At 64.1% G+C, this 26,705-nt stretch carries 19 protein-coding genes; 12 read left to right on the top strand and 7 right to left on the bottom strand.

Features of this window, described 5'->3' with window-relative positions; all coding sequences use genetic code 11:
- Nucleotides 1–166 precede the first annotated feature (166 nt).
- Nucleotides 167–610: a 50S ribosomal protein L13 gene (gene rplM / locus ASPHE3_RS13620; protein ID WP_009358699.1), complete on the top strand. Its 444-nt coding sequence runs from the start codon at nt 167–169 to the stop codon at nt 608–610.
- A gap of 38 nt (nt 611–648) precedes the next feature.
- Complete coding sequence (rpsI, locus tag ASPHE3_RS13615; protein ID WP_013601788.1) at nt 649–1,152, top strand: 30S ribosomal protein S9; 504 nt, start codon at nt 649–651, stop codon at nt 1,150–1,152.
- 293 nt (nt 1,153–1,445) lie between these two features.
- Here rpsI and ASPHE3_RS13610 read toward each other — a convergent pair whose 3' ends face one another.
- A complete protein-coding gene (locus ASPHE3_RS13610; protein ID WP_148258106.1) occupies nt 1,446–3,158 on the bottom strand; it encodes a glycosyltransferase family 39 protein in 1,713 nt (570 codons plus the stop codon).
- Nucleotides 3,159–3,367: 209 nt separating this feature from the next.
- Entirely contained in the window at nt 3,368–4,606 is a 1,239-nt protein-coding gene (locus tag ASPHE3_RS13605) for a bifunctional glycosyltransferase family 2/GtrA family protein (protein ID WP_013601786.1), read from the bottom strand.
- An 89-nt stretch (nt 4,607–4,695) separates the two neighbouring features.
- On the opposite strand from ASPHE3_RS13605, the gene ASPHE3_RS13600 reads away from it, so the two are divergent.
- Together ASPHE3_RS13600 and glmM are read left to right on the top strand one after the other, a co-directional pair.
- The gene (locus ASPHE3_RS13600; protein ID WP_013601785.1) at nt 4,696–6,642 is read left to right on the top strand and encodes a DUF6541 family protein; all 1,947 of its coding nucleotides are present in this window, start codon (nt 4,696–4,698) and stop codon (nt 6,640–6,642) included.
- A gap of 63 nt (nt 6,643–6,705) precedes the next feature.
- The gene (gene glmM, locus ASPHE3_RS13595) at nt 6,706–8,067 is read left to right on the top strand and encodes a phosphoglucosamine mutase (protein ID WP_041652202.1); all 1,362 of its coding nucleotides are present in this window, start codon (nt 6,706–6,708) and stop codon (nt 8,065–8,067) included.
- 66 nt (nt 8,068–8,133) lie between these two features.
- Here glmM and mscL read toward each other — a convergent pair whose 3' ends face one another.
- Genes mscL through coaA form a run of 3 tightly spaced genes read right to left on the bottom strand, consistent with a single transcriptional unit; the run spans nt 8,134 to nt 10,459 of the window.
- Nucleotides 8,134–8,538: a large conductance mechanosensitive channel protein MscL gene (gene mscL, locus ASPHE3_RS13590; RefSeq protein WP_041652200.1), complete on the bottom strand. Its 405-nt coding sequence runs from the start codon at nt 8,536–8,538 to the stop codon at nt 8,134–8,136.
- Between the two features lie 23 nt (nt 8,539–8,561).
- Entirely contained in the window at nt 8,562–9,458 is an 897-nt protein-coding gene (locus ASPHE3_RS13585) for a M15 family metallopeptidase (protein ID WP_013601782.1), read from the bottom strand.
- Between the two features lie 5 nt (nt 9,459–9,463).
- Nucleotides 9,464–10,459, bottom strand: coding sequence for a type I pantothenate kinase (gene coaA / locus ASPHE3_RS13580; RefSeq protein ID WP_174266599.1), 996 nt, complete (start codon nt 10,457–10,459; stop codon nt 9,464–9,466).
- Between the two features lie 104 nt (nt 10,460–10,563).
- On the opposite strand from coaA, the gene glmS reads away from it, so the two are divergent.
- The 8 genes from glmS (at nt 10,564) to ASPHE3_RS13540 (ending at nt 23,412) form a co-directional block, all read left to right on the top strand.
- Nucleotides 10,564–12,450: a glutamine--fructose-6-phosphate transaminase (isomerizing) gene (glmS, locus tag ASPHE3_RS13575; RefSeq protein WP_041652197.1), complete on the top strand. Its 1,887-nt coding sequence runs from the start codon at nt 10,564–10,566 to the stop codon at nt 12,448–12,450.
- Nucleotides 12,451–12,655: 205 nt separating this feature from the next.
- Nucleotides 12,656–13,003 carry a holo-ACP synthase gene (locus tag ASPHE3_RS13570; protein ID WP_013601780.1) on the top strand — a complete coding sequence of 116 codons (348 nt, stop codon included), beginning with the start codon at nt 12,656–12,658 and terminating at the stop codon, nt 13,001–13,003.
- Between the two features lie 23 nt (nt 13,004–13,026).
- The gene (locus ASPHE3_RS13565) at nt 13,027–14,619 is read left to right on the top strand and encodes a bifunctional ADP-dependent NAD(P)H-hydrate dehydratase/NAD(P)H-hydrate epimerase (protein ID WP_013601779.1); all 1,593 of its coding nucleotides are present in this window, start codon (nt 13,027–13,029) and stop codon (nt 14,617–14,619) included.
- Nucleotides 14,620–14,688: 69 nt separating this feature from the next.
- Nucleotides 14,689–16,929 (top strand): glycogen debranching protein GlgX, encoded by a 2,241-nt coding sequence (gene glgX, locus ASPHE3_RS13560; protein ID WP_013601778.1) that lies wholly within the window; start codon nt 14,689–14,691, stop codon nt 16,927–16,929.
- The gene (gene treY, locus ASPHE3_RS13555; RefSeq protein ID WP_013601777.1) at nt 16,926–19,253 is read left to right on the top strand and encodes a malto-oligosyltrehalose synthase; all 2,328 of its coding nucleotides are present in this window, start codon (nt 16,926–16,928) and stop codon (nt 19,251–19,253) included. Before glgX ends, treY begins: the two co-directional genes overlap by 4 nt.
- A complete protein-coding gene (gene treZ, locus ASPHE3_RS13550) occupies nt 19,250–21,019 on the top strand; it encodes a malto-oligosyltrehalose trehalohydrolase (protein ID WP_013601776.1) in 1,770 nt (589 codons plus the stop codon). Before treY ends, treZ begins: the two co-directional genes overlap by 4 nt.
- 103 nt (nt 21,020–21,122) lie before the next feature.
- Nucleotides 21,123–22,163 carry an L-glyceraldehyde 3-phosphate reductase gene (mgrA, locus tag ASPHE3_RS13545; RefSeq protein WP_013601775.1) on the top strand — a complete coding sequence of 347 codons (1,041 nt, stop codon included), beginning with the start codon at nt 21,123–21,125 and terminating at the stop codon, nt 22,161–22,163.
- 163 nt (nt 22,164–22,326) lie between these two features.
- The gene (locus tag ASPHE3_RS13540; protein WP_013601774.1) at nt 22,327–23,412 is read left to right on the top strand and encodes an inositol-3-phosphate synthase; all 1,086 of its coding nucleotides are present in this window, start codon (nt 22,327–22,329) and stop codon (nt 23,410–23,412) included.
- 283 nt (nt 23,413–23,695) lie between these two features.
- On the opposite strand, the gene ASPHE3_RS13535 is transcribed toward ASPHE3_RS13540, so the two are convergent.
- Nucleotides 23,696–25,372: a formate--tetrahydrofolate ligase gene (locus ASPHE3_RS13535; RefSeq protein ID WP_013601773.1), complete on the bottom strand. Its 1,677-nt coding sequence runs from the start codon at nt 25,370–25,372 to the stop codon at nt 23,696–23,698.
- 50 nt (nt 25,373–25,422) lie between these two features.
- Nucleotides 25,423–26,688, bottom strand: a complete 1,266-nt coding sequence (gene mshA / locus ASPHE3_RS13530) for a D-inositol-3-phosphate glycosyltransferase (protein WP_013601772.1) — start codon at nt 26,686–26,688, stop codon at nt 25,423–25,425.
- Nucleotides 26,689–26,705 lie beyond the last annotated feature (17 nt).

Below are 26,705 nucleotides of genomic sequence, written 5' to 3'. Positions count from 1 at the left end.
CGCTTGAGAATCCGGTTGCAGGATGACTACTCAACGTGCACATTCGGAACCACAGGATGACTGGTTACATAGAGCCCTCACCTCTGTTCCGGTAGCGCGCAGACAGTAGGTGCGCGAGCTAGCGACACCTAAACAAGAACGCCAGAACAAGAACGAGGCAAACACCGTGCGTACGTACACCCCGAAGCCCGGCGATATCAACCGCCAGTGGCACGTCATTGACGCCACAGACGTTGTCCTTGGTCGTCTTGCAAGCCAGACCGCAATCCTGCTGCGCGGCAAGCACAAGGCCACCTATGCATCCCACATGGACATGGGCGACTTCGTCATCATCATCAACGCTGAAAAGGTAGCCCTGACCGGCGCCAAGCTGGAGCAGAAGCGCGCATACCGCCACTCCGGCTACCCGGGCGGCCTGACCTCCGTCAACTACGCGGAACTGCTGGAATCCAACCCGGTCCGCGCCGTTGAGAAGGCCATCAAGGGCATGCTCCCCAAGAACTCCCTTGCTGCCCAGCAGCTCGGCAAGCTGAAGGTGTACCGCGGTGCTGAGCACCCGCACGCCGCCCAGCAGCCCAAGACTTTCGAAATCACCCAGGTCGCCCAGTAGTCCTGGCCACCAAACAACTTATCTATACAAGGAGAATCGTGGCTCAGAACGAAGAGACCACCGAGGCCGTCGAGGCCGAGGAAACCCTGACCAGCTACACCTCTGAAAGCTCAGCTGCCGAAGCTGCGCCGAAGAAGGAGCGCCCGGCCCTGACGGTTGCCGGCGCAGCAGTTGGCCGCCGCAAGGAAGCCGTTGCACGCGTCCGCGTCGTGCCCGGCACCGGCAAGTGGACCATCAACGGCCGTGCGCTGGACAACTACTTCCCGAACAAGCTGCACCAGCAGGACGTCAACGAGCCCTTCAAGATCCTTGATCTCGAAGGCGCCTACGACGTCATCGCCCGCATCCACGGCGGCGGCATCTCCGGCCAGGCCGGTGCCCTGCGCCTCGGCATCGCCCGCTCGCTGAACGAGATCGACGTCGAGAACAACCGCGCCACCCTGAAGAAGGCCGGTTACCTGTCCCGCGACGCCCGCGTCATCGAGCGTAAGAAGGCCGGTCTCAAGAAGGCCCGCAAGGCCCAGCAGTACTCCAAGCGCTAAATCCGCTTGCACAGAAGCCCGTCCCGCCATTGGCGGGGCGGGCTTCTGTCGTTGTACCACACGGAGGACAGCCGCGGGGAAGATGGAAGTCAACAGAATCTTACGGGTGGTGTGGAAGTGAGCGTGCGTGACGGCCCCTTCTGTGGCGCCGCGTCGCTAGTTCCGGATGGCGAAAGTTGCGATTGGGAGCTCGCGACCTTGGATGATGTTGGCCAGTGCTAAAGGATCCTGGTGCTGATATAGCGGACTAAATCGGTGTGGCTGGCTACCCGCGAGCTTGCTTGGCAGTATGCCTATTGAAGCAAGTCGTAATACTCCGCATCGCCAACCTGCTCCACAGAAAAACGTTGCCGCACCCAAGCAACAATCTTCGCAGACTCGCCGCGTCCTTCAAGCGTCAAAGGCGGCAACTCCTGGATGACAAGTGAAGCTACCTTGCCCTCTCCGACCAGAGTCTGAAACTGCTCCAGTGTTGGATGGGGATCCGTCCCATCAAAGCCGCCAATGGGCAGCACAGAACGTCCGCTGTCCAGTTGATAGTTGGCCGCCGTCTCTGACCCCACCATGGCGGCTGTCCATCGTGTGCTTTCAGGGGCCGCGCGAAGCCTGGAGACGACCGCTTGTTCCGGAACGTCGCCGAACATGACCGCAACAAAGCTGGCTGGCACGTCGGATCCGAGCTGTTTCCGATCAGGATGGTCTGTCCTGATTCCTAGAATACTGGGTCCAGCTACAACGCCAGCGCCGATGTGAGGGCTAAGAACGGTGTTAATGGACCAGACGACAGGACCTACCATGAGCGCGACCGCGACTACACCCACGGAGACAGCTCTAAGAATCCGCGAAGGTGGAGGAAGCACCGTTAGAGCGACTGCGGCTGACCCTACAGCCAGGGCAACCTGCGGTCCGAACGGAAAATCAGCCGTTGATCGGCTCGCGGAGACGAAGCCAATGATCATTGTCGCCAGGAGGCTCGCTGCTAACGCAACGCGCATACCTCGGCGGTGCCGGAGCCGATACATGTGGATCAGGCCGATGGCCGCCAAACAACTCAATGGAGGGACAAGGGTCAACGAATAGTAGGGGTGGACGATCCCGGACATGAACGCCAAGACCGTGGCCGAACAAAGAAACCAGACAGAGCAAAGAACCAGGAGTGCCCGGTATTGGGTGCTACCGCTGCGCCGCTTGATGTGCACTATTGCGAGGCACAGGCCAGCGATGGCTAGGGGCAGGAACCACCCGAATTGCCCGGAAAACTGAGGCTGAAGGAAACGCTGAAACCCCGGATCGAGTTTTTCCGCGAGGTTGACTGCAGCCGGGGACATAGTGCGGCTGGCGTCTTCACCGGTGAGCCGATCCAGGCCGTTGTACCCCAACGTCAGCTCAACGGCGCTGTTGAAACGGGACCCTCCTACAAAGGGCCGGCTGGAAGCGGGGGTCATCTGTACCAGCACGAACCACCAGCCGCCTGTGAGGCCGGCCGCCAAGAGGGCGACCACGAGGTGAAGCAAACGCTTTAGAAGCGGGGCATTGGCAAACAAAAGGTAGGTGATGGCAACAGCAGGCAGAATAAGTGCAACCTGAAGTTGCTTGGTTAGCAGAGCTGCTCCTGTGAGCGCCCCGGCCAAGATAAGCCACCACACACTGCTTCGCCGGATTGATTCAAAGGTGGCGTACGCGACTCCGATCATTAGCAAAGTAAGCAGTGCATCGGGGTTGTTGTAGCGGAACATAACCGTCGCTACGGGAGTCACGGCCAGGGCGGTGGCAGCAAGGAGGCCAGCACTTGCGCTGATATTTGTATAAAGCATGCGATAAAGCAGATAAACGCTTGCCACTCCCATTAGCGCCTGTGGAACCAAAATGCTCCACGGATTCAATCCGAACGCCCATACGGACGCCGACATCACCCAAAGACTGAGCGGAGGCTTGTCCACGCTGATGGCGTTGCCGGGATCCGACGAGGAAAAAAAGAACGCGGTCCAATCTTGCGAGCCTGCCATGGCGGCAGCCGAGTAGTACGAATTGGCCCAACCGTTGCGGTCCAACCCCCAGAGGTATAAGAGGCTTGTCAGCGCTAGGAGAACCCAGAGGGCCCAGCCCTCCCTCGCCCGAAGGCCGGCAGGGTGGAGCGACCGTGCCGTAGCCCTCAAGATAGAGAGTACTTTTCCTGAAACTTCAGATGCCCCAGTAGGGCTATCAGTCGTAGCCTTCAAGCGGCCGGTGCAACTTTGACGCTCGAAGAGATGGGCTGGGAAGCATCTTCCAGGCTGCGAACTCGGAATACCCAGATACGCAGCAGAACGAAGCGCATAAGAGTGGCAAGGACATTTGCTCCGGTCAGGGTCACGAGTTCCATCGTAGATGAAGCGTCCGGCGAAATGACATGCAGCGCCATCAGCGACGATGACGTTAAGGACCAGGCCAAAGAAAATACAACAAGTCCCTGAAACTGCTGTGTGAAGAGCTTTTCCGGGCCGTTGATACCAAAAGTAAATCGTCGGTTAGCCGCCGTGTTGCCTATCGCCGTCAGGAGGAGGGCCAGGAAATTGGCCTGCTGAGCCCCAAGCGGACCTTGAAACAGCAGAAATAACAGCGCGAAGGCAACAGTGGACACGCCTCCAACCATGCCGAATCGAATTACCTGGCCAAAGAAACTTGGTCGAGACTGAGGAACGATTGGGCGCCGCCCTAGCTCAGCGTAGATGGCTTGAACGGGAATCGAGCCCCTTACCAAGGATCCTGCAACACGAACAAGTCCGCGAATGTCGTCGATCGCCGTCTGTTTAATATCCACCCTGCTGTCTGGATCATCGACCCAATCAACGGGGATTTCGTGAATTCGCAAACCTGACCGTTCAGCAATGATCAGCAGCTCGGTGTCAAAGAACCAGCCATTGTCCTGAACGTGGGGGAGGAGAGCCTTGGCAACGTCAGCGCGGACGGCTTTGAAGCCGCACTGGGCATCCGAGAAACGCACCTGCATGGTGCGTTTCAGCAGCAGGTTATAGGAGCGTGAAATGAATTCCCGCTTAGGGCCACGGATGACACGGGAACTTTGACCGAGTCTTGTGCCTATGGAGATATCTGAATGTCCGGACAACAGGGGCGCCACCAGCGGCGGCAGGGCCGCCAGATCGGTGGAGAGGTCTACGTCCACATATGCCAAGACCTCGGCCGTGGACGCGCTCCATGCATCACGAAGGGCACGTCCGCGCCCCTTCGCGTCCAGACGCCGATAGACGACATTGGGCATAACCTCAGCCAAGCGATTGGCAATAAGTGGAGTGCGGTCCGTGCTGGCGTTGTCGGCAATGGTAATCTGCCAACTTACCGGCATCTCCACTTTCAGATAATTTGCAAGCTCGATGATGCTCTTTTCGAGTACTGATTCCTCATTGAAAACCGGTACAACAATTTCAAGCGCCAGGCCCCCGTGGCTATGTTTCATGCTGTGTATGCTATAGACGCCGGTGGGGGACCCGCTAGCGCAGAGTGGGGTCTTGGGCTTTAACTGATGGAAAACTTGGGGAATCCTTGATGGAGTGGGTTTTAGCTTTGCCGGGCCTTGCAGGAGCGGCCGCTGTGCTCTTATGTCCAGGTCTGCTTCTGGGTTGGGCACTGGGACTTCGGCATGTATGGATGATTTCACTTGCACCGGTCCTGACCGCATCACTTGTAGCGGTATCCACGCTCGCCGCTTGGTGGCTGCATATCGGATGGAATGTGGGCGTCTTCGCCGTTACCGCCGTGTTCTTCGCGGGAGCGGTCCTTGTCATGGTTCGTCTAATAAGCAAACGCTGGCCGGACAGCTTTGCTTGGTGGCCAGCTGGCGACACCGCTGGGGCTGCATACTGGATTGCTCTGTTGATAGGCGGCTTCTTCCTGGCGGTCCGCTACGTCCAGATTGTTGAGCGGCCTGGCAACATCAATCAAGGCATCGATACGCCGTTTCACCTGAATCTTGTACAGCAGATCCTTAATTCGGGGGATGGCTCGCCTTTCTCCGTACGGGCTTTGATGGGGGAGCCGGCCGGTTTTTATCCCCAAATTTGGCACGCTCTGGTGGCGTTGACGGCGCAGGTGACGCGGCTGCCAGTGGTTGAAGCCGCCAACGTCCTCAACTTCGCGATAGTCGCTGTCTCCTGGCCGCTTGGCGTGCTTCTTCTTGTCTACTTGGTTGTGGGGCCTAAAACTGTTGCCTTGGTGTGCGCTGGAGTTGCCACCGCGGGCTTCTTCGCTTTCCCGTTCACCGTGATGCAGAGCCAGAAGAGTGACTTTGGGCCGCTTTTTCCCTACATGCTTGCTGTGACTTTCCTGCCGCCGCTCATTGCGGTTTTGGCGACGGCATTGAAGTTCGGCAACAGAACGCCGATGCCGTGGCCATTGGCCGCAGCAACGCTCGCGCTAGGGCTTCCGGGGCTGGTCAACACGCACATGTCGGGCCTCGTAGCCCTCGTTGGGCTTTCAACAACCTTCGCGGTGGTGGCAGCTTTGAGGTCATTCCGCGAGCTCAAGCAACGGCGGTCGGATCTTTACGGTTATCTGAAGTGGACGGCGTTATGGATTACGGCGTTTTCCGCGGGCCTCATAGTATGGGCGGTCGTACGCCCTTGGACCACTACTTGGGATCCAATTGATACCTTCCCAGCCGCGGCCGGGAGCGTACTTCTCACCGCACCTACCCACGGCGATGTGGCCTGGGCCCTCGCGGCTCTGACTTTGATTGGAACCGCACAGCTAGTTCGGCAACCAACGGCGCGTTGGTTTCTGGCGTCGTACGGGGGCGCGGTGGCACTTTATTTGGTGGCGGCCGCTGTTCCGGCATCGGCCCCCCTGGTCCGGGAGCTTATCATCGGCGCGTGGTACGGAGACCCACCTCGCCTTGCTGCACTCCTTCCGATGTTCTGGGCCGTATTTGCCGGCGCAGCCGGTGCCTGGATCTTCGAAAGCTTGAAGCGATACAGGGTCCGATGGGTCGTTCCTGTTGGCATCGCAGCATTGTCCGTGTCCATCGTTATTTGGCCAACGAACTCCGAAACTGCTCCCGGCCGGGAGCGAACCTACGCTTTAGCTGACGCCTCTCCTTTGCTGAGTCCTAATGAACTTGAGTTGCTCAGCCGGTTAGGTACTCATGTACCAAGAGATGCCGTTATTGCGAATAACCCTTGGGACGGCAGCTCAACGGCTTACGCCATCGCAGATCGCCGAGTGCTCTTTGCGCACGCGTACGCAGGTTCCAATCCCGACCGCCTGCTAGCGGCGGAACGGCTTAACCGAGCCGATCCTGAATCTGACGTCTGCGAGGCCGTGAAAAGGGAGAACATTCAGTTCCTCTTGGATTTTGGTGGGCATTACGTCGATCCAAAACGCAAGGAAGTCAATGAGTTCCCGGGAATAGAGGTCCCGGATAATTCTTCGGCCTTCGTCAAGGTAGACCAGGAAGGGGACGCAGCCTTGTACAGGTTTGTAGGCTGCGAGTCCTAGCCGCCGTGCATGCACTGGACTGCCGTTTCAAGCCGAACCATCCCCATCCTCTACACTTGACCGGTGTCTAGATTATTTGGAACTGATGGTGTCCGGGGGCTCGCGAACGGTCTGTTGACTGCGGAGCTGGCCATGCAGCTGGCCCAGGCGGCCGCCGTCGTGCTCGGTCACGACCGCAACTCCAACGAGAGCAGGCCCCGTGCCGTGGTGGCCCGCGACCCGCGCGCGAGCGGCGAATTCATTGCGGCGGCGGTGGAGGCCGGGCTCTCCAGCTCCGGCGTCGACGTCTACGACGCCGGCGTCCTCCCCACCCCGGCGGCCGCCTACCTGGTCGCTGACCTGGACGCGGATTTCGGCGTCATGATCTCCGCCTCCCACAACCCCGCGCCGGACAACGGCATCAAGTTCTTCGCCCGGGGCGGCCAGAAGCTCCCTGACGACGTCGAGGACGCCATCGAGGCGCAGATGTCTAAGGAAGCCGTCCGGCCCACAGGTGCCGACGTCGGGCGCATCCAACGGTTCTCTGACGCCGAGGACCGTTACATTGTCCACCTCCTGCGCACCCTGCCCCACAACCTCGAGGGCCTCAAAGTGGTTCTGGACTGTGCCCACGGCGCCGCCAGCGGCTGCTCTCCGCAGGTTTTCAAGGACGCCGGCGCGGACGTCGTCGTCATCGGTGCTGACCCGGACGGGCACAACATCAACGACGGCGTGGGCTCCACGCATCTGGATTCCCTCAAGGAAGCGGTGGTCAAGTACCACGCTGACCTTGGCATCGCCCACGACGGAGACGCCGACCGCTGCCTCGCCGTGGACCACGAAGGCAACGAAGTGGACGGCGACCAGATCATGGCCATCCTTGCCGTCGCGCTGAAGAAGTCAGGCAAACTCAAGGACGACGTCCTGGTGGCAACGGTCATGAGTAACCTCGGCCTCAAGATCGCCCTGCGGGACGCCGGCATCACCATCCGAGAAACGGCGGTGGGGGACCGCTACGTCCTGGAGGAAATGCGCGACGGCGGCTTCAACCTGGGCGGCGAACAGTCCGGTCACGTCATCTTCTCCGATTACGCCACCACCGGCGACGGCGTCCTCACCGGGCTGCAGCTGGCCGCGCAGATCGCCCTGACCGGAAAACCGCTCAAGGACCTGGCCACCGTGATGACCAAGCTTCCCCAGGTCCTCATCAACGTCAAGGGAGTGGACCGTACCGGAGTCAAAAGCAACGAAGTCCTCGCTCAGGCCGTCGCAGCAGCGGAAGCCGCCCTGGGTGACACCGGCCGCGTCCTGCTCCGCCCGTCCGGCACCGAGCCTGTGGTGCGCGTGATGGTGGAAGCCGCGGACGAAGAGACTGCGCATTCCATCGCGGAGCACTTGGCCCAGGTGGTGCGGTCCGAACTGGCTCTCGAACTCGTCAGCGAGTAAGCACTCCTCTCAACGAGCAATGGCCCGCCTCCTGCAGGAGGCGGGCCATTCCCGTCGAATCAGCGGTTACTGGGAGCGTGTGGTCAACGCATCCCTGATCTCGGTCAGCAGCGCGATCTGGGGGTCCTCTGCCGACTCTTCCTTGACGTCCTGGCCAATGCCAAGCCTCCGGTTACGGCGTTCGATCATCAGATTCATCGGCATGACCACAACGAAGTAAATGGCCGCCGCGATCAGGAGGAAGTTGACGATCGCCGTCAGCAGGACACCAAATTCGATGAAGTTTCCGTTGAAATCGATCCGGGCAAAACTGTCGAAGTTGGGCGAGCCTGTCAGTCCGGCAATGAACGGCATGAGCACTTTGTTCACAAGCGCCGTGACTACCGCGCCGAAGGCAGTACCGATCACGACGGCCACGGCAAGGTCAACAACATTGCCCTTCATAATGAAGTTCTTGAATCCAGTCAGCATGGACACCAAACTAGTACATCGGCCTACGGATACCCCGGAGCCGGCTCGACGCCGAAGTACTCCTCGAGGGTGAAAATGCCCCGGTTCACCATGTCCGTGGCAGCCTCCACCCCGATATACCGCAAGTGCCACGGCTCGTAGTAGTACCCCGTGATCGGATGGAACATCCACGGATACCGCACCACGAACCCGAACCGGTGCCCGTTCGCCTTCGCCCACACGGCGGACGGCTGGTTCGCGAAGCACGGCTGGAAGCCGCAGGCTCCGTTGCCGTCGCTGATGTCGAACGCCCAGCCCGTCTGGTGTTCGGAGTACCCCGGCCGCGCACTGGCCGTGTCGGCGTCGGCCTGTCCCCGCGCGGCAACGTAGCTGTTGTACGTGGCCACCTGCGTTGTGTAGGAGCGGTACCCGCTGGCCAAAACCATCGCCACGCCGTCCCGCGCCGCGGCTGCGAACATCGCCTCGGCCGCCGCCGCCGTCGTCCTGTTCAGCAGGGCGGCCTCGCCTGAAGCGGTCATGGTGACCGCCGGCTGCACCAGGTCGGCGGGGACGTACGCTGCTGGCACCAGCGGCCGGTGCTTGTTCACCACCAGCCAGGGGCTGGCCGGGTCCGTGAGGGAGAACTGACGGGGCAGCGCCGAGGAGGGCGACGGCGTGGGGGACGGCGCCGCAGGTGCCGCAACTTCCGTGGTGGGCGCCGCCGTCGTGCCCTCAGCAGTAGGTTTTGGCGTAACGGACGTAGAAGGGGGAGCGGATGCGGAAGCCGACGACGGCGGCACCGCCTTTGGTGCCTCCGGCGTGCAGGCTGCCAGGACAGTCAGCCCGGCGCCCGCTGCGAGGAAGCGGGTAAAGCTTCGCCGGCTGGTTGGCGCCGCTGCTGCGGAGGGGTCGGCGGCGCGCGGGGAACAGTCGTAGCACACCTGTGCTACACCTTCCGGAGCAGCATGCGGCGGATCGAATGGTCCGCTTCCTTTGTCAGCACCAGCTGCGCACGCCCGCGCGTCGGAAGGACGTTCTCCTCCAGGTTGGGCTCGTTGATGCGCTTCCAGATGTCCCGTGCGGTGCTCTCGGCTTCCTCGTCGGACAAAGTGGCATAGCGGTGGAAGTAGGACTCCGGCTGGGCGAACGCGGTACTCCGCAGCTTGCGGAACCGGTCCACGTACCATTCCTCGATGTAGGAGGTCTTGGCGTCCACGTAGATGGAAAAGTCGAAGAAATCGCTCAGCGCCAGGCCCTGCCTGCCATCGTGCCGCGGCCGCGCCGGGGCCAGCACGTTCAGCCCCTCCACGATCAGGACATCGGGCCGGCGGACCACCACTTCCTTGCCCGGAACGATGTCGTACGTTACATGGGAGTACCACGGGGCACGGACTTCCTCGGCGCCGCTCTTGATTTCGCTCACAAACCGCAGCAGCGCACGCCGGTCGTAGGACTCCGGAAAGCCCTTGCGCTCCAGCAGCTGTCTGCGCTTGAGTTCGGCAAGCGGATACAGGAAACCGTCCGTGGTGATGAGTTCCACATTGGGGGTGCCCGGCCAGCGCCGCAGCATCTCGCGGAGCACACGGGCAATGGTGGACTTGCCCACGGCGACCGACCCCGCCACGCCGATCACGAACGGCGTGCGCTGGGTGTGCTCACCCAGGAACGTGGTGGTGGCGGCGTGCAGCTGTCCGGCGGCCTCAACATACAGGTGCAGCAGCCGCGAAAGGGGAAGGTAGACCTCCCGGACTTCCTTCAGGTCCAGCGGGTCTCCAAGGCCCCGGAGACGGAGAATGTCCTCTTCGTTCAGAGGCTGTTCCATCTCATCTGCGAGCCGGGACCAGGTCTGCCGGTCCAGCTCGACGAACGGGGAGACACCCTCCCCGTTCGCCTCATTGCGTTGCAAAGTCACGTTAGAGATTCTGCCCCTCGCCCGGCACATAGCGAAATGGACCCCCATTTTGAGCGCGCCGGGACGCGCAACAGTGCGCCTGCCGAGCAGGGGCAAGTTTAGAACTTCCCGCCCCTGCCGATAGTCTTAAGCCTATGTGTGGAATCGTGGGATATGTAGGCCGTTCTGTTAACGGTGGTAGTCACAGTGCGTTGGATGTGGTCCTTGAGGGGCTGCGCCGGCTGGAGTACCGGGGCTATGACTCGGCCGGGGTGGCTGTGGTGTCCCAGGGCGCGATCGAGTCGCGGAAGAAGTCCGGGAAGCTGAGCAACCTCATTGCGGAGCTGGAGGCCCGGCCGCTGCCGGAGACGGTGACCGGGATCGGGCACACCCGCTGGGCCACCCATGGCGGCCCGACGGACCGTAACGCGCACCCGCACCTGGCCGATGGCGGCAAGCTCGCCGTGATCCACAACGGCATCATCGAAAACTTTGCCGAGCTCAAGCTCGAGCTGCTGGACAAGGGTGTGGAGTTCCTGTCCGAGACGGACACGGAGGTGGCCGCCGCGCTGCTGGGGGACATTTTCCGGAACAAGCTGGGCGGGGACGCATCCAACGGCGGCCTGACCCGTGCCATGGAGCTGGCCTGCCAGCGCCTGGAGGGTGCGTTCACGCTGCTGGCGGTCCACGCGGACCAGCCTGACGTGGTGGTCGCTGCCCGCCGCAACTCGCCGCTGGTGGTGGGCCTGGGCGAGGGCGAGAACTTCCTGGGCTCGGACGTGTCCGGGTTCATCGACTACACCCGCCGCGCGGTGGAGCTGGGCCAGGACCAGATCGTCACGATCACCGCTGACACGGTGGAGATCACCGATTTCTTCGGCAACCCGGCAGCGGGCAAGGAATACCACGTGGACTGGGACCCGGCTTCCGCGGAGAAGGGCGGTTTCTCCTCGTTCATGGAGAAGGAAATCCATGACCAGCCCGACGCCGTGGCGCAGACCCTGCTGGGCCGCTCGGACCTGGACGGGAAGCTGACCCTGGACGAGATCCGGATTGACCCGGAGCTGCTCAAGCAGGTCAACAAGATCATCGTGCTCGCGTGCGGCACGGCAGCGTATGCCGGCACCGTGGCCAAGTACGCCATCGAGAACTGGTGCCGGATCCCCACCGAGGTGGAGCTCGCGCACGAGTTCCGCTACCGGGACCCGATCCTGGACGAGAACACCCTGGTGGTCTCCATCTCCCAGTCCGGCGAGACGATGGACACCCTGATGGCCGTGCGGTACGCCCGGGAACAGGGTGCGAAGACCATCTCGATCTGCAACACCAACGGCTCCACCATCCCGCGTGAGTCCGACGCCGTGCTGTACACGCACGCCGGCCCGGAAATCGCGGTGGCCTCCACGAAGGCGTTCCTGGCCCAGATCACCGCCGCGTACCTGCTGGGCATGTACCTGGCGCAGCTGCGCGGGAACATCTTCTCCGGCCAGATCAAGGACGTCCTCGCGGACCTGAACAAGATTCCCGCGAAGATCCAGACCATCCTGGACAACGCCGGGCCCTTGCGTGAACTGGCCCGGAGCATGGCCAACGAGAAGTCGGTCCTGTTCCTGGGCCGCCACGTGGGCTACCCGGTGGCGCTCGAGGGTGCTTTGAAGCTGAAGGAGATCGCGTACATCCATGCCGAGGGCTTCGCCGCCGGTGAGCTCAAGCACGGCCCGATCGCCCTGATCGATGAAGGCCAGCCGGTCTTCGTGATCGTCCCGTCCCCGCGCGGCCGCGAATCGCTGCACGCCAAGGTCATCAGCAACATCCAGGAAGTCCGTGCCCGCGGCGCCCGCACCCTGGTCATCGCCGAGGAAGGCGACGAAGCCGTGAAGGCCTACGCCGAGCACGTTTTCTACGTCCCCGAAACCCCCACCCTGCTCATGCCCCTGCTGACCACCGTCCCGCTGCAGATCTTCGCCGCGGAACTCGCAGCCGCCAAAGGTTACGACGTGGACCAGCCCCGCAACCTCGCCAAGAGCGTCACGGTCGAGTAACTGTTTGAACAACTGAAGCCCCGGGCCATGGATGTGGCCCGGGGTTTCCGCGTTTCCGGAGCCTGTTTGCGTGACTTTTGCCGGCCACCAGCTGCGGAGCGCCGATAATGCAGGGCCCTCCTTAAGCTGCGGGCCCAAAAATCGCGCATTCCTGTCCGGCCGGGCAGAGGCGGGAGCCAAGGGGCGTCCCCGTAGAATAAGCCGCATGATTGTTGGCATTGGCGTAGACGTTGTAGACATCGAGCGGTTCGGCCGCCAGCTTGAGCGCACCCCGGGCCTGCGGGACCGGCTGTTTGTTCCAGCCGAGCGTGAACTGAATACCCGGTCACTGGCTGCGCGGTTCGCCGCGAAGGAAGCCGTTGCCAAGGTCCTCGGTGCGCCGGCCGGCATGAACTGGCAGGACTGCTGGATCGGGCTGGACCACAACGGCCCCACCGTCCAGGTCAAGGGCACGGTGCTGGCGGTGGCCGAGGCCAAGGGTGTGAAGCGCTGGCACCTCTCCATCAGCCACGATGGCGGCATCGCCACGGCCACAGTCCTGGCCGAAGGCTGAGCACGCCTTTCAGGGCTGACGCCGTGATCAGCGCCTACACCGGAACCCAGATCCGGCAGGCAGAGGAACCGCTCCTCGCCTCCGGGCTGGGGGACGTCCTCATGCAACGCGCCGCCCACGGCCTGGCCAACGCCGTCATCGCCGAGCTCAGGAACCGGGGTCAACGCACCTACGGCGCCAGCCTTTCCGTGCTGGCGGGCAAGGGCAACAACGGCGGGGACGGCCTGTACGCCGCCTCGTTCCTCGCCGCCAGGGGGATGCGAACGACGGCGGTGCTCACCGGCGATGCGGCCCATGCCAAGGCGCTGGCTGCCTTCGAACGCGCAGGCGGGACGGTCCTGCGCACCTCCGCGGCGGCACCCGCCGAACTTGCCGCAGAAGCGGCGCGTGCCGACGTCGTGATTGATGCCGTGCTGGGGACGGGCGCGAAAGGCGGGCTACGCGGGAATGCCGCAGAGCTGGTCAGTGCCGTTCGCAAGGAACTGGGAGGCCGCGGAGGGAACTTTGTGGTTGCCTGCGACCTGCCCAGCGGCGTCGATGCCGATACCGGGGAAGCCTTCCAGCCGGTGCTCCCAGCCGACGTGACCGTTACTTTCGGTGCTGCCAAAGCCGGGCTGCTGGCGGACCCTGGGGCGGACTACGCCGGCCGGCTGCACGTAGTTCCGATCGGAATCGAAGAACACCTGCCGGAGCCCTCGCTGCAGAGGTTCAACAGTGAGGACCTCGCACGGCTGCTGCCACACCCTGCCCGCCGCGCCCACAAGTATTCCCGGGGAGTACTGGGGGTAGTGGCCGGCTCGTCGGACTACCCCGGTGCCGCGGTCCTGGCATGCCGCGGCGCCCTTGCCGCAGGAGTGGGGATGATCCGGTACCTCGGCCCACCCGACGTGGCCGACCTGGTGCGGCAATCCTGCCCCGAAGTCGTCTGCAGCACCGGCACCGTGGCAGGCAACCGCGTGCAGGCGTGGCTGGTGGGTTCAGGAATGGGACCTGAGGACCACGACCAGCTCCGGCACGCACGGGATGCCGTGGGCTCCGGCCTGCCCGTCGTGGCCGACGCCGGCGCCCTGCCGGCCCTTCCCGATACTCTGGCCCCGAACGTGGTCCTGACCCCGCATGCGGGAGAACTGGCTGCCCTGCTGACCCGGCTGGGAAGCCAGACGGACCGGGCCGGCGTGGAAGCCGGCACCCTGGCTGCGGTCCGCCTGGCTTCGGAGCGGACCGGAGCCACCGTGCTCCTCAAAGGCGCCACCACGCTCGTCGCATCACGCACCGGCCGCGTCTACAGCCAGGCAGACGGCACGCCCTGGCTGGCAACCGCCGGCAGCGGCGATGTCCTGGCGGGCGTCATCGGTGCGCTGCTCGCCCAGGCGGGTGACGACGTCGGACCCTTGCGTGAGCGTGGCGCCGCGGAGGAGGTGCGTTGGGCCGCAATTGCCGCGCTGGGAGCCGCCCTGCACGGCCGCGCCGGGAAGTCGGCGTCTGACCTCGCCGCTGGCGGGCCGATCGCCGCTGGCGGAATTGCCGACGCCCTACCTGAAACGTGGGGTAAAGTCAGCATGCTTAGTAACTATGGAGCACGGAAACGTAATAGTCACAGCCAACCATTACGGTAGGCATTAGTTCGCACCAGCAGTAGGGGCGTTCCGATGCCTTCTGCTGCTGACAAATATATGAGGAGCATGATGGAAGTCTGGCCTGGAAATGCTTACCCGCTGGGAGCTACCTTTGACGGCACCGGCACCAATTTCGCCTTGTTCAGCGAACTCGCCGAGCGGGTGGAACTCTGCCTCCTGGCTGATGACCTGACCGAGACGCGGATCGAGCTGACAGAGGTCGACGGCTACGTCTGGCACTGCTACCTCCCGCACATCCAGCCCGGACAGAAGTACGGTTACCGGGTCCACGGTCCGTACGATCCCGCAAGCGGAAACCGGTTCAACGCCAACAAACTGCTGATGGACCCGTATGCGAAGGCCATCCAGGGCCAGATCGACTGGGACCCTGCACTTTTCTCCTACGAGTTTGGCGACCCCGATTCACGCAACGACGCCGACTCCGCGCCGCACACGATGCACGGCGTGGTCATCAACCCGTTCTTCGAGTGGGACGGCGACCGCCAGCTGCGCATCCCGTACCACGAGTCCGTCATCTACGAAGCACACGTCAAGGGCCTGACCGAGCTGCACCCGGAGATTCCCGAGGAGCAGCGCGGCACGTACGCCGGCGTGGCGCACCCGGCCGTGATCGAGCACCTGCAAAAACTCGGCGTTACCGCGATCGAGCTCATGCCGGTCCACCAGTTCGTCAATGACGGCACCCTGGTGGAGAAGGGCCTCAACAACTACTGGGGCTACAACACCATCGGCTTCTTCGCCCCGCAGAACACCTACAGCTCCACAGGCGACGTGGGACATCAGGTCCAGGAGTTTAAAGCCATGGTGCGCGACCTGCACCGCGCCGGCATCGAAGTTATCCTCGACGTCGTCTACAACCACACCGCCGAAGGCAACCACCTCGGCCCCACGCTGTCCTTCAAGGGCATCGACAACCAGGCCTACTACCGCCTGGTGGACGGCGACCTCAAGCACTACATGGACTACACCGGCACCGGCAATTCACTCAACGTCCGGCACCCGCACTCACTGCAGCTGCTCATGGACTCCCTCCGGTACTGGGTTACGGAAATGCACGTGGACGGCTTCCGCTTCGACCTCGCCTCCACTCTGGCCCGCGAGTTCTACGACGTGGACAAGCTCTCCACCTTCTTCGAACTCATCCAGCAGGACCCGGTGGTTTCCCAGGTCAAGCTCATCGCGGAGCCGTGGGACGTGGGCCCCGGCGGCTACCAGGTGGGCAACTTCCCGCCGCAGTGGACGGAATGGAACGGCAAGTACCGCGACACCGTCCGCGACTTCTGGCGCGGCGAGCCCGCCACCCTCGGCGAGTTCGCGTCCCGCCTGACCGGCTCCGCCGACCTGTACGAAAGCTCGGCCCGCCGTCCCGTGGCCTCGATCAACTTCGTCACCGCCCACGACGGCTTCACCATGAGGGACCTGGTGTCCTACAACGAGAAGCACAACGAGGCCAACGGCGAGGGCAACAACGACGGCGAATCGCACAACCGTTCCTGGAACTGCGGCGTGGAAGGCGACACGGACGATGACAAGGTGCTGACCCTCCGGGCGCGCCAGCAGCGGAACTTCATTGCCACCCTGCTGCTTTCGCAGGGCGTGCCGATGCTGCTCCACGGCGACGAATTGGGCCGCACGCAGCAGGGCAACAACAACACGTACTGCCAGGACTCCGAGTTGAGCTGGATCCACTGGGACAACATGGACCAGCCGCTGGTGGAATTCACCGCCTTCGTCAACAAGCTCCGGAAGGACCATCCGACGTTCCGCCGCAGCCGGTTCTTCGACGGCCGCCCTGTGCGCCGTGGTGAAGGTGAGAAGCTGCCGGACATCGTGTGGCTGAAGACTGACGGCACGGAAATGCTGCCGGAGGACTGGGGGAGCGGCTTCGGCCGGACCATCGGCGTCTTCTACAACGGCCATGGGATCCAGGAACAGGATTCCCGGGGGCGGCGCATCACCGATGACAGCTTCCTGATGGCGTTCAATGCCCACGACGACGCCGTGGACTTCTGCCTTCCCTCCGAGGAGTACTCCCCGAACTGGGAAGTCCTGTTCGACACTGCCGCGCAGGCGGAGGACTACGAACCGCTCAAGGCGGGAGCCACGCTGACGCTCGACGCGAAGTCCATGGTGGTCCTGCGGGCCTACTCCGGACCCGAAGTGGAGGTTGATTACTCGGCAGCCGCGTCCCTGGCGTCCATGGCCGAGCAGGAGGAAGCCCAGGAAGAGATGGTGGAGGCGCAGACAAAGGCGGCGGAAGCGAGCGAGGCAAAGGCCACCAAAGCATGAGGACCCCCGTCTCCACCTACCGACTGCAGATCCGCAAGAGCTTCACCCTCTTTGATGCTGCCGAAAAGGTCCCCTACCTGAAGGACCTTGGCGTGGACTGGGTCTACCTCTCGCCAATCCTCACCGCGGAGCAGGGCTCGGACCACGGCTATGACGTGACCGACCCCTCCGCTGTGGACCCGGAGCGGGGCGGCCCCGAAGGTCTCCTGGCCCTGTCCAACGCAGCCCGCGAGCACGGCATGGGTGTCCTGGTGGACATCGTGCCCAACCACGTGGGCGTGGCCACCCCGGCGCAAAACCCGTGGTGGTGGTCCCTGCTGAAGGAAGGGCAGGCCTCGCCTTACGCCGAGGCGTTCGACGTCGACTGGGACCTCGCCGGGGGAAAGATCCGGCTGCCCATGCTGGGTTCGGATGAGGACCTGGACAAGCTTGAGGTCAAGGACGGCGAGCTCCGCTACTACGACCACCGCTTCCCCCTCGCCGAAGGCACCTACTCCGACGGCGATTCGCCCCAGGAGGTGCACAGCCGCCAGCACTATGAGCTGATGGACTGGCGCCGCGCTGACGCCGAGCTGAACTACCGGCGCTTCTTCGCGGTCACCACGCTTGCGGGCATCCGGGTGGAAACCCCGAAGGTCTTCGAGGAAGCCCATGCCGAAGTGGGCCGCTGGTTCAAGGAAGGCCTCGTGGACGGCCTGCGCGTGGACCACCCGGACGGCCTGGCCGATCCTGCCGGCTACCTGCGCTGGCTCAAGGACCTCACCGGCGGAGCCTACGTGCTGGTAGAGAAGATCCTGGAGCCCGGGGAAACCCTCCCGCAGGATTTCGCCACCGAGGGGACCACAGGGTATGACGCCCTGGCTGACGTGGACAGGATTTTCGTGGACCCTGCAGGTCAGAAAGCGCTTGATGAGCTGGATGCGAAGCTCCGGGATTCTGGCACGCCTGCGGATTACCACGAGATGATCCGGGGCACCAAGCGGATGATCGCGGACGGGATCCTGCGGTCCGAGGTGCTGCGCCTGGCGCGCCTGGTCCCGGAGTCCCACGGGCTGTCCGTGGAGCAGGCGGCGGACGCCATCGCTGAAATCATCGCTGCCTTCCCGGTCTACCGGACGTACCTGCCCACCGGCGCCGAGATCCTCAAGGAGGCCTGCGAATCGGCTGCCGCCCGCCGGCCCGAGCTGGAAGTGGCCGTCGGCACACTGCTGCCGCTGCTCCTTGATCCTGCGAACGCCATTGCGGTCCGGTTCCAGCAGACCTCGGGCATGGTCATGGCCAAAGGCGTGGAGGACACGGCGTTCTACCGCTACACCCGGCTGGGCACCCTGACGGAAGTGGGAGCCGAACCGACGGAATTTGCTGTTTCTCCGGAGGAGTTCCACCACCGGATGACCCGGCGTCAGCAGGAACTGCCCCTGTCCATGACCACCATGTCCACGCACGACACCAAGCGCAGTGAGGATGCCCGGGCACGGATTTCGGTGATCGCCGAACTGCCGCAGGAGTGGACGGAAACCCTGGACACCCTCCGCGAACTGGCTCCGATCCCGGACGGTCCGTACGAGAACCTGCTTTGGCAGGCCATCGTCGGCGCCTGGCCCGCGAGCCGGGAACGGCTCCAGGGCTACGCCGAAAAGGCTGCGCGGGAAGCCGGCAACTCCACCACGTGGACCGCTCCCAATGAGGAGTTTGAGTCCCACGTTAAGGCTGCCGTGGATGCAGTGTTCGACGACGGCCGGGTCACCAAGGTGGTGGAAGACTTCGTGGCACGGATTGATTCCTATGCCGCGTCCAACTCCGTCTCCGCCAAGCTGATCCAGCTGACCATGCCCGGCGTGCCGGACGTGTACCAGGGCAGCGAGTTCTGGGAACGGTCCCTGACGGACCCGGACAACCGGCGCCCAGTGGACTTCGCAGTCCGCCAGGAGGAGCTGGCAAAGCTCGACGCCGGGACCCTGCCTGCCGCGGGAACAGAGGCCAGCAAGCTGCTGGTCACCTCCCGGGCACTGCGGCTGCGGCGGGACCGGCCCGAGCTGTTCCAGGGCTACACCCCGGTGACCGCCACAGGGCCTGCGGCCGCTCACCTGCTCGCGTTCCATCGCGGCACCGAAACCGCTGCCGGCGCCTTGACCCTCGCCACCCGGCTGGCCGCCGGGCTGGCAGCCGGCGGCGGCTGGCGGGACACCGCCGTCGAACTTCCCGGTGCCATGCGCGATGAACTGACCGGTGCCGCTTACGGGCCGGGCGCCGTTTCGGTGGCCGACGTCCTGGGTACCTACCCGGTGGCGTTGCTCGTACCCGCGGACGGAGAACAGGCATGACCCTTGTGAACAGTGGCCCCGAGCGTTTCGACGTCTGGGCTCCGGAGGCCAGTTCCGTGATCCTGCTGGCGAATGGCCGGCAGTACCCCATGCTGCAGAAGGAGACCGTTCCCGGCTCCGAGGGGTGGTGGACGGCGCCGGACGCTCCGGCTGACGGCGAGGTGGACTACGGCTACCTGCTGGACGGCGACGGCCACCCGGTTCCCGATCCCCGCTCGCGCCGGCTGCCCGCCGGGGTCCATGAGCTCTCCCGGACCTTCGACCCCGCCGCCCACGCCTGGCAGGACGGCGGCTGGAGGGGCAGGGAGCTGCAGGGCTCCGTCATCTACGAACTCCACGTGGGCACCTTCACGCCGGAGGGAACCCTGGACGCTGCAGCCGGAAAGCTCGGCTACCTGGCGGACCTCGGCGTCGACTTCGTGGAACTGCTGCCCGTCAACGGCTTCAACGGAACCCACAACTGGGGTTACGACGGCGTGCAGTGGTACGCGGTCCAGGAAGGGTACGGCGGGCCCGCCGCCTACCAGCGCTTCGTGGACGCCGCCCATGCCGCCGGCCTCGGCGTAATCCAGGACGTGGTGTACAACCACCTTGGCCCCAGCGGCAACTACCTGCCCAAGTTCGGGCCGTACCTCAAACAGGGGGATGCGAACACCTGGGGCGACTCCGTCAACCTGGACGGTCCCGGCTCGGACGTGGTGCGCGAGTACATCCTGGACAACCTCGCACTGTGGCTCCGGGACTACCACGTGGACGGCCTGCGCCTCGACGCCGTGCACGCGCTGCGCGATGAGCGGGCAATCCACATTCTGGAGGAGTTCGGGGCACTGGGTGACGCCGTTGCGGCCGAAACCGGGCTGCCCAAGACCCTGATCGCCGAGTCGGACCTGAACAACCCGCGGCTGCTGTACCCGCGGGATGCCAACGGTTACGGGCTGGCCGGGCAGTGGAGCGACGACTTCCACCACGCCGTGCACGTGAGTGTCAGCGGCGAGACCACGGGCTATTACGAGGACTTCCAGTCGCTGGCGGTCCTGGCCAAGGTCCTGAAGGACGGGTTCCTGCACGACGGCAGCTACTCCAGCTTCCGCGGGCGGCACCACGGCCGGCCCATCAACGCTTCGCTGGTACACCCCGCGGCTCTGGTGGTCTGCAACCAGAACCATGACCAGATCGGCAACCGGGCCACGGGGGACCGGCTCTCGCAGTCGCTGTCCTACGGGCAGCTGGCCATGGCGGCGGTGCTCACCCTGACCTCGCCCTTTACGCCCATGCTGTTCATGGGCGAGGAGTTTGCCGCCAGCACGCCCTGGCAGTTCTTCACGTCGCACCCGGAACCCGAGCTGGGCAAGGCGACTGCGGAAGGGCGCATCAAGGAATTCGAGCGCATGGGGTGGGATCCCGCCGTCGTTCCCGATCCGCAGGACCCGGAAACCTTCATCCGCTCCAAGCTCAACTGGGACGAGGCCGCCGGCGGCGACCACGCGAAGCTCCTCGAGCTGTACCGCTCCCTCACGGCACTGCGCCGGGAGCACCGTGAGCTGGCCGGGCTGGGCTTCGGGGAAACGGACGTGACGTTCGACGACGACGCCGGCTGGCTGCGTTTCCGGCGCGGCAGCGTTGAGGTTCTCCTGAACCTGTCGGATGCAAAGGTCCGCCTGGACGGTGCCCGGGGCCCGGTCCTGCTGTCAACGGATGAAGGTACGTCCCTTGACGGCGACGCGCTCGCCCTGGCGCCCTGGAGTGCGGCGATCCTCAAGTCCTGAACCCAGGCAACAAAGCTACGCCGCGGGCTGGACCTGTCAGCCCGCGGCGTAACTTCTCCCACGTTGTAATGTAGCCCCGGTCACAACTGGCAGGATGGAACGTATGACTTATTCTCCGGCGGATAACCGCTACGAAACCATGCCCTACCGCCGCGTCGGCCGCAGCGGCCTTAAGCTCCCCGCCATCTCCCTCGGCCTCTGGCACAACTTCGGCGATGACAAGCGCTTTGACGAACAGCGGGCCATCCTCCGCCGCGCCTTCGACCTCGGCGTCAACCACTTCGACCTCGCCAACAACTACGGCCCGCCCGCCGGATCGGCCGAAACCAACTTTGGCCGGCACTTGCGTGACGACTTCAAGCCCTACCGCGACGAACTCGTCATCTCCACCAAGGCCGGCTACTACATGTGGCCCGGACCCTTCGGAGAATGGGGTTCCCGCAAGTACCTGATTTCCAGCCTGGACCAGTCGCTGCAGCGGATGGGCCTGGACTACGTGGATATCTTCTACAGCCACCGGCCGGATCCTGAGACGCCGCTGGAAGAAACCATGGGCGCCCTGGACTACGCTGTCCGTTCGGGCAAGGCACTCTACGCCGGCATCTCCTCCTACACCCCGGAGCAGACCCTCGAAGCTGCAAGGATCCTTAAGGACCTCGGCACGCCACTGCTGATCCACCAGCCCAGCTACTCCATGCTCAACCGGTGGACCGAGAACGGCACCCCCAACCTGTACGAGGCCCTGGACCAGGTGGGAGCCGGCTCCATCGCCTTCTCACCGCTGGCTCAAGGGATGCTCACCGACCGGTACCTCAACGGCATTCCCGCCGATTCCAGGGCCGCGCAGCACAAATCCCTGGACCAGGGCCTGATCACCGACGAGAAGCTGGACCGGATCCGCGGCCTCCACAGCATTGCGGAGGGCCGGGGTCAGTCCCTGGCCCAGATGGCCATCGCCTGGATCCTGCGGGACCAGCCCAAGGGCTCGCCGGTCACCTCGGCCCTCATTGGTGCCTCCAGCGTCAAACAGCTGGAGGATTCCCTGTCCGCCATCAACAACCTCGAGTTCACCGAGGACGAACTGAACGCAATCGATGAGTTCGCCGTGGAATCGGACATCAACCTCTGGAAGCAGACCGTCTGACTTCTTTACCGCCAGTCCAAGGAGTGGGACGCGGGAACAGCGCCCGCGCCCACTCTGTTGGGTAGTATGAAAAGGCGCCGCGTGGCGCCAAAGCCTGCCGGCCGCCGTCGTACTTCCCTCGAAGCCGAACCGGCCGGCTGACGTTTGTCCTCAAAGGAGTTCCGTGTCTTCACATCCGATTCGTGTTGCAATCGTTGGCGTAGGAAACTGCGCCGCTTCGCTGGTCCAGGGCGTCCATTACTACAAGGACGCAGACCCCAAGGCCACGATCCCGGGCCTGATGCACGTTGAGTTCGGCCAGTACCACGTAGGTGACGTCGAGTTCGTTGCCGCGTTCGACGTCGACGGCAAGAAGGTCGGCGTTGACCTTGCCGACGCCATCCTGGCGAGCGAAAACAACACCATCAAGATCGCTGACGTGCCGCCCACCGGCGTCACCGTCCAGCGCGGCCACACCCTCGACGGCCTCGGCAAGTACTACCTCGAGACCATCGAGCAGTCCACCGAAGAGCCGGTGGACGTTGTGCAGGCGCTCAAGGACGCCAACGTTGACGTCATGGTCTGCTACCTGCCCGTTGGCTCCCAGGAAGCAGCCGAGTTCTACGCCCAGTGCGCCATCGACGCCGGCGTGGCCTTCGTCAACGCCCTGCCCGTCTTCATCGCCGGCACCAAGGAATGGGCCGACAAGTTCACCGCCGCCGGCGTCCCGATCGTGGGCGACGACATCAAGAGCCAGATCGGCGCCACCATCACGCACCGCGTCATGGCAAAGCTGTTCGAGGACCGCGGGGTCACCCTGGACCGCACGTACCAGCTGAACGTCGGCGGCAACATGGACTTCAAGAACATGCTGGAGCGCGACCGCCTGGAATCCAAGAAGATCTCCAAGACCCAGGCCGTCACCTCCAACGTGGAAGCCGAGCTCGCTGCCAAAGACGTCCACATCGGCCCGTCCGACTACGTGCAGTGGCTCGATGACCGCAAGTGGGCGTTTGTCCGCCTCGAGGGCCGCAACTTTGGCGACGCCCCCGTATCGCTTGAGTACAAGCTGGAAGTCTGGGACTCCCCGAACTCCGCCGGCGTGATCATCGATGCCATCCGCGCCGCCAAGATCGGCCTGGACCGCGGCATTGGCGGCCCGCTGCTCTCCGCCTCGAGCTACTTCATGAAGTCCCCGCCGGAGCAGTTCAACGACGACCTCGCACGCGAAAAGGTGGAAGCCTTCATCCGCGGCGACCTCGAACGCTAAACGTAAGTCTGGCTGTCCCCTTGCGACCCTCTCTCAATTAACGTCGCTTTCTGGACAGATCCTCTCTCACTTAACGTGGGTTTTCACGCGGCGCTCCCTCACTTCGGTGGGGGAGCGCCTCGGCTTAAGCCCTCATCGCATCTAACCCCTCGTGGCGGCCGATACACGTTGAGTGAGAGAGCGTCTGTAAAAAGCGCACGTTGAGTGAGAGAGGGTCTGTAAAAAGCCCACGTTGAGTGAGAGAGCGTCTGTAAAAAGCCCACGTTGAGTGGGAGAGGGTTGCTTAGGCGAGGCCCACAGGGTTGCCTTCGGCGTCCACGTCCATCCGCATGGCGGCCGGGGCTGCGGGCAGGCCGGGCATCGTCATTACCGCTCCGGTCAGTGCCACGATGAAGCCGGCCCCGGTCTTGGGCAGGAGGTCCCGCACATGGATGGTGAAGCCCTTCGGTGCCCCGAGGCGTGAGGCGTCGTCCGTGAATGAGTACTGGGTCTTGGCCATGCATACCGGCAGCCCGCCCCACCCGTTCCGCTCGATGTCCGCCAGTCGCTTCAGGGCAGGAACTGAGAAGTCCACGCCGTCCGCTCCGTAGATCTCCTGCGCGATGGTCCGGATCTTGTCCTCCACCGGCAGTTCCAGCGGGTAGAGGTGCCGGAAGCTGTTCGGCTTGGCGGCCGCCTGCGCCACGAGGGCGGCGAGTTCATCCCCGCCGTCGCCACCGCCCCCGTGCCCCCAGACATCGGCGACGGCGGCCGGAACGCCCTCCGCGGCGCACCACGCCAGCAGCCAGTCGAGTTCCTCGGCTGAGTCGAAGGCGAACCTGTTGATGGCCACGACGGATGGCACCCCGAACTTCTCCACGTTCCGGACGTGCCTGCGCAGGTTGGCCACGCCGGCTTCGAGGGCGGCGAGGTTCGGCGCCGTGAGCTGGTCCTTGGCCACCCCGCCCTGCATTTTCAGTGCCCGCACTGTTGCCACCACCACCACCGCAGAGGGCGCCAGCGCCCCGACGCGTGCCTTGATGTCCATGAACTTTTCGGCGCCCAGGTCGGCGCCGAAGCCCGCCTCCGTGACCACGATGTTCGCCAGCCGCCGCGCCGTCTGTGTGGCGATCAACGAGTTGCAGCCGTGGGCGATATTGGCGAAGGGACCGCCGTGGACAAGGGCGGGGGTGCCGGCGATGGTCTGCACCAGGTTGGGCTTGATGGCCTCCTTCAGCAGGAGCGTCAGCGCGCCCTGCACGCCCAGGTCCGCAACCGTGACGGGGGAGCGGTCGAAGGTGTAGCCGAACGTGATGCGGCCCAGCCGGGAGCGGAGGTCGGCCAAATCAGTGGCCAGGCAGAACACCGCCATGATCTCGGACGCTACGGTAATGTCGAAACCGTCCTGGCGCGGAACTCCCTGGGTAGGCCCGCCAAGCCCGATAACCACTTCCCGCAGGGCCCTGTCGTTCATGTCCAGCACCCGCTTGAACGTCATCCGGCGGGGATCAATATTCAAAGCGTTGCCCTGGTAGATGTGGTTGTCCACCAGCGCCATCAGCGCATTGTTGGCTGACGTGATGGCGTGGAAGTCGCCGGTGAAGTGGAGGTTGATTTCGTCCATCGGCAGCACCTGAGAGTAACCGCCGCCGGTGGCGCCGCCCTTCATGCCCAGGACCGGGCCCAGTGAAGGCTCGCGCAGGGCGATCATTACCTTGTGGCCGGCCCGCGCCAGTGAATCCGCCAGCCCCACGGTGGTGGTGGACTTCCCCTCACCGGCGGGAGTGGGGGACATCGCAGAGACCAGCACCACCTTCCCGTGCGGGGCAGGAGCGTTAAGGCGTGCGGGGTCGATTTTCGCCTTGAACCGTCCGTACTGTTCCAGCGCATCAGCATTGATGCCCGCCGCCGCGGCGACTTCCTCGATGGGCCGGATCCGTGCCGTCCTGGCGATCTGCAGGTCACTTGGGGTGGAAGGCATCATTGTCCTTTGTTTGGGCGGGTCCGGTCAGCTTTCCGTGGAGGGGACAGTCATGAGGCCGGAAAGGCCTGCACCAGTCTGCTTCCCACGTAGTTGTCGACGGCGGCATGGTAGCTTTCCAGCGTAATGGCAGCAGTGCGGGCCCAACCTGAGTTCTGCGCCCGGATGGCGGCTGCGCGGCCCATGTCTTCCCGGGTGGCGGGGTCGTCGTACAGTGCCTCCAGGGCATCGGCCCAGTCGGAGGCGTGGTGCCCGTCCACTAGGAGCCCCGTCCTGCCGTGGAAGATCGCCCGGGACAAACCGCCCACCCGGGTGGCCACCACTGGCGTACCGCAAGCCTGCGCCTCAAGCGCCACCAGGCCAAAGGACTCGCTGAAGGAAGGCATCACTACCACGTCCGCAGCGCGGAACCAGGCCGCCAGCTCAGGTGCCTTGACCGGCGGAAGCTGCGTGACGACGTCGTCCATTCCCGCCTCGGCCACCAGGCGGCGGAGGTTGAATTCCTTGTTGCCGCTCAGGGAGCCCAGGATGGTGACGCGGAGGTCGATGTCCGGACGGCGCTTCCTCAACAGGGCGGCCGCCTTGACCAGGACCTGGGGCCCCTTCAGCCGCTGGATCCGGCCGGCGAAAACAAGGTGGAAGGTCCCGGCCCCGATACCCCGCTCACTCCTTGACCTGGCACGGAAGGCAGGCGTGAAGGTGCTCAGGTCCACGCCGGGCGGGGCGATGTCGATCCGGTCGTAGGTGGCGCCGTAATGCGAAACCAGTTCGGCAGCTTCGGCGCTGGTGTTGGCAATCAGCCGCGCGGCGCCGTCAACAATGCGGTGCTCGCCGAGTTCACGCCGCCGCGGCTCGGGCTGTTCCCCGGATTCCAGCAGCAGGTTCTTGACCTTGGCCATCGTGTGCATGGTGTGGACCAGCGGCACGCCCCAGAGTTCGGAGAGTTCCAGGCCGGCGATCCCGGAGACCCAGTAGTGCGAATGAATGATGTCGTAGCGCCCGTGCGGCTGCCGGCGGCGGATCTGCTCAATCTCCGCCACCATGCTGTGCAGCAGCCCCGGCAGCTCTTCCTTCGGGATCTTCTTCAGGGGCCCGGCCAGGACGTTGTGCACGCAGACGCCGGGGTCGGGATGTTCGACGGCGGGCTGGTTGGCTGAGGTGGACCGGGTGAAGATTTCCACTTCAACCCCTGCCTCGGCCAGTGCGGAGGCCAGCTCCCGGATATAGACGTTCATTCCGCCGGCGTCACCCGAGCCGGGCTGCTCCATGGGGGAGGTGTGGAGGGAGAGCAAAGCGACCCTGCGGATCAGTGCCACGGGACCTCCTTCCGGCC

It is taken from the genome of Pseudarthrobacter phenanthrenivorans Sphe3 (genome assembly GCF_000189535.1).
Lineage (GTDB): Bacteria > Actinomycetota > Actinomycetes > Actinomycetales > Micrococcaceae > Arthrobacter > Arthrobacter phenanthrenivorans.
Note: the sequence above shows the minus strand (reverse complement) of the source record. Positions and strands in the feature narration are given on the sequence as shown.

Coding starts and splice junctions, on each gene's coding strand:
- ASPHE3_RS13610 (WP_148258106.1), bottom strand. CDS start 3,158: ATGGCAGGCTCGCAAGATTGGACCGCGTTCTTTTTTTCCTCGTCGGAT.
- ASPHE3_RS13605 (WP_013601786.1), bottom strand. CDS start 4,606: ATGAAACATAGCCACGGGGGCCTGGCGCTTGAAATTGTTGTACCGGTT.
- ASPHE3_RS13600 (WP_013601785.1), top strand. CDS start 4,696: ATGGAGTGGGTTTTAGCTTTGCCGGGCCTTGCAGGAGCGGCCGCTGTG.
- mscL (WP_041652200.1), bottom strand. CDS start 8,538: ATGCTGACTGGATTCAAGAACTTCATTATGAAGGGCAATGTTGTTGAC.
- coaA (WP_174266599.1), bottom strand. CDS start 10,459: ATGTGCCGGGCGAGGGGCAGAATCTCTAACGTGACTTTGCAACGCAAT.
- glmS (WP_041652197.1), top strand. CDS start 10,564: ATGTGTGGAATCGTGGGATATGTAGGCCGTTCTGTTAACGGTGGTAGT.
- ASPHE3_RS13570 (WP_013601780.1), top strand. CDS start 12,656: ATGATTGTTGGCATTGGCGTAGACGTTGTAGACATCGAGCGGTTCGGC.
- glgX (WP_013601778.1), top strand. CDS start 14,689: ATGGAAGTCTGGCCTGGAAATGCTTACCCGCTGGGAGCTACCTTTGAC.
- treY (WP_013601777.1), top strand. CDS start 16,926: ATGAGGACCCCCGTCTCCACCTACCGACTGCAGATCCGCAAGAGCTTC.
- treZ (WP_013601776.1), top strand. CDS start 19,250: ATGACCCTTGTGAACAGTGGCCCCGAGCGTTTCGACGTCTGGGCTCCG.
- mgrA (WP_013601775.1), top strand. CDS start 21,123: ATGACTTATTCTCCGGCGGATAACCGCTACGAAACCATGCCCTACCGC.
- ASPHE3_RS13535 (WP_013601773.1), bottom strand. CDS start 25,372: ATGCCTTCCACCCCAAGTGACCTGCAGATCGCCAGGACGGCACGGATC.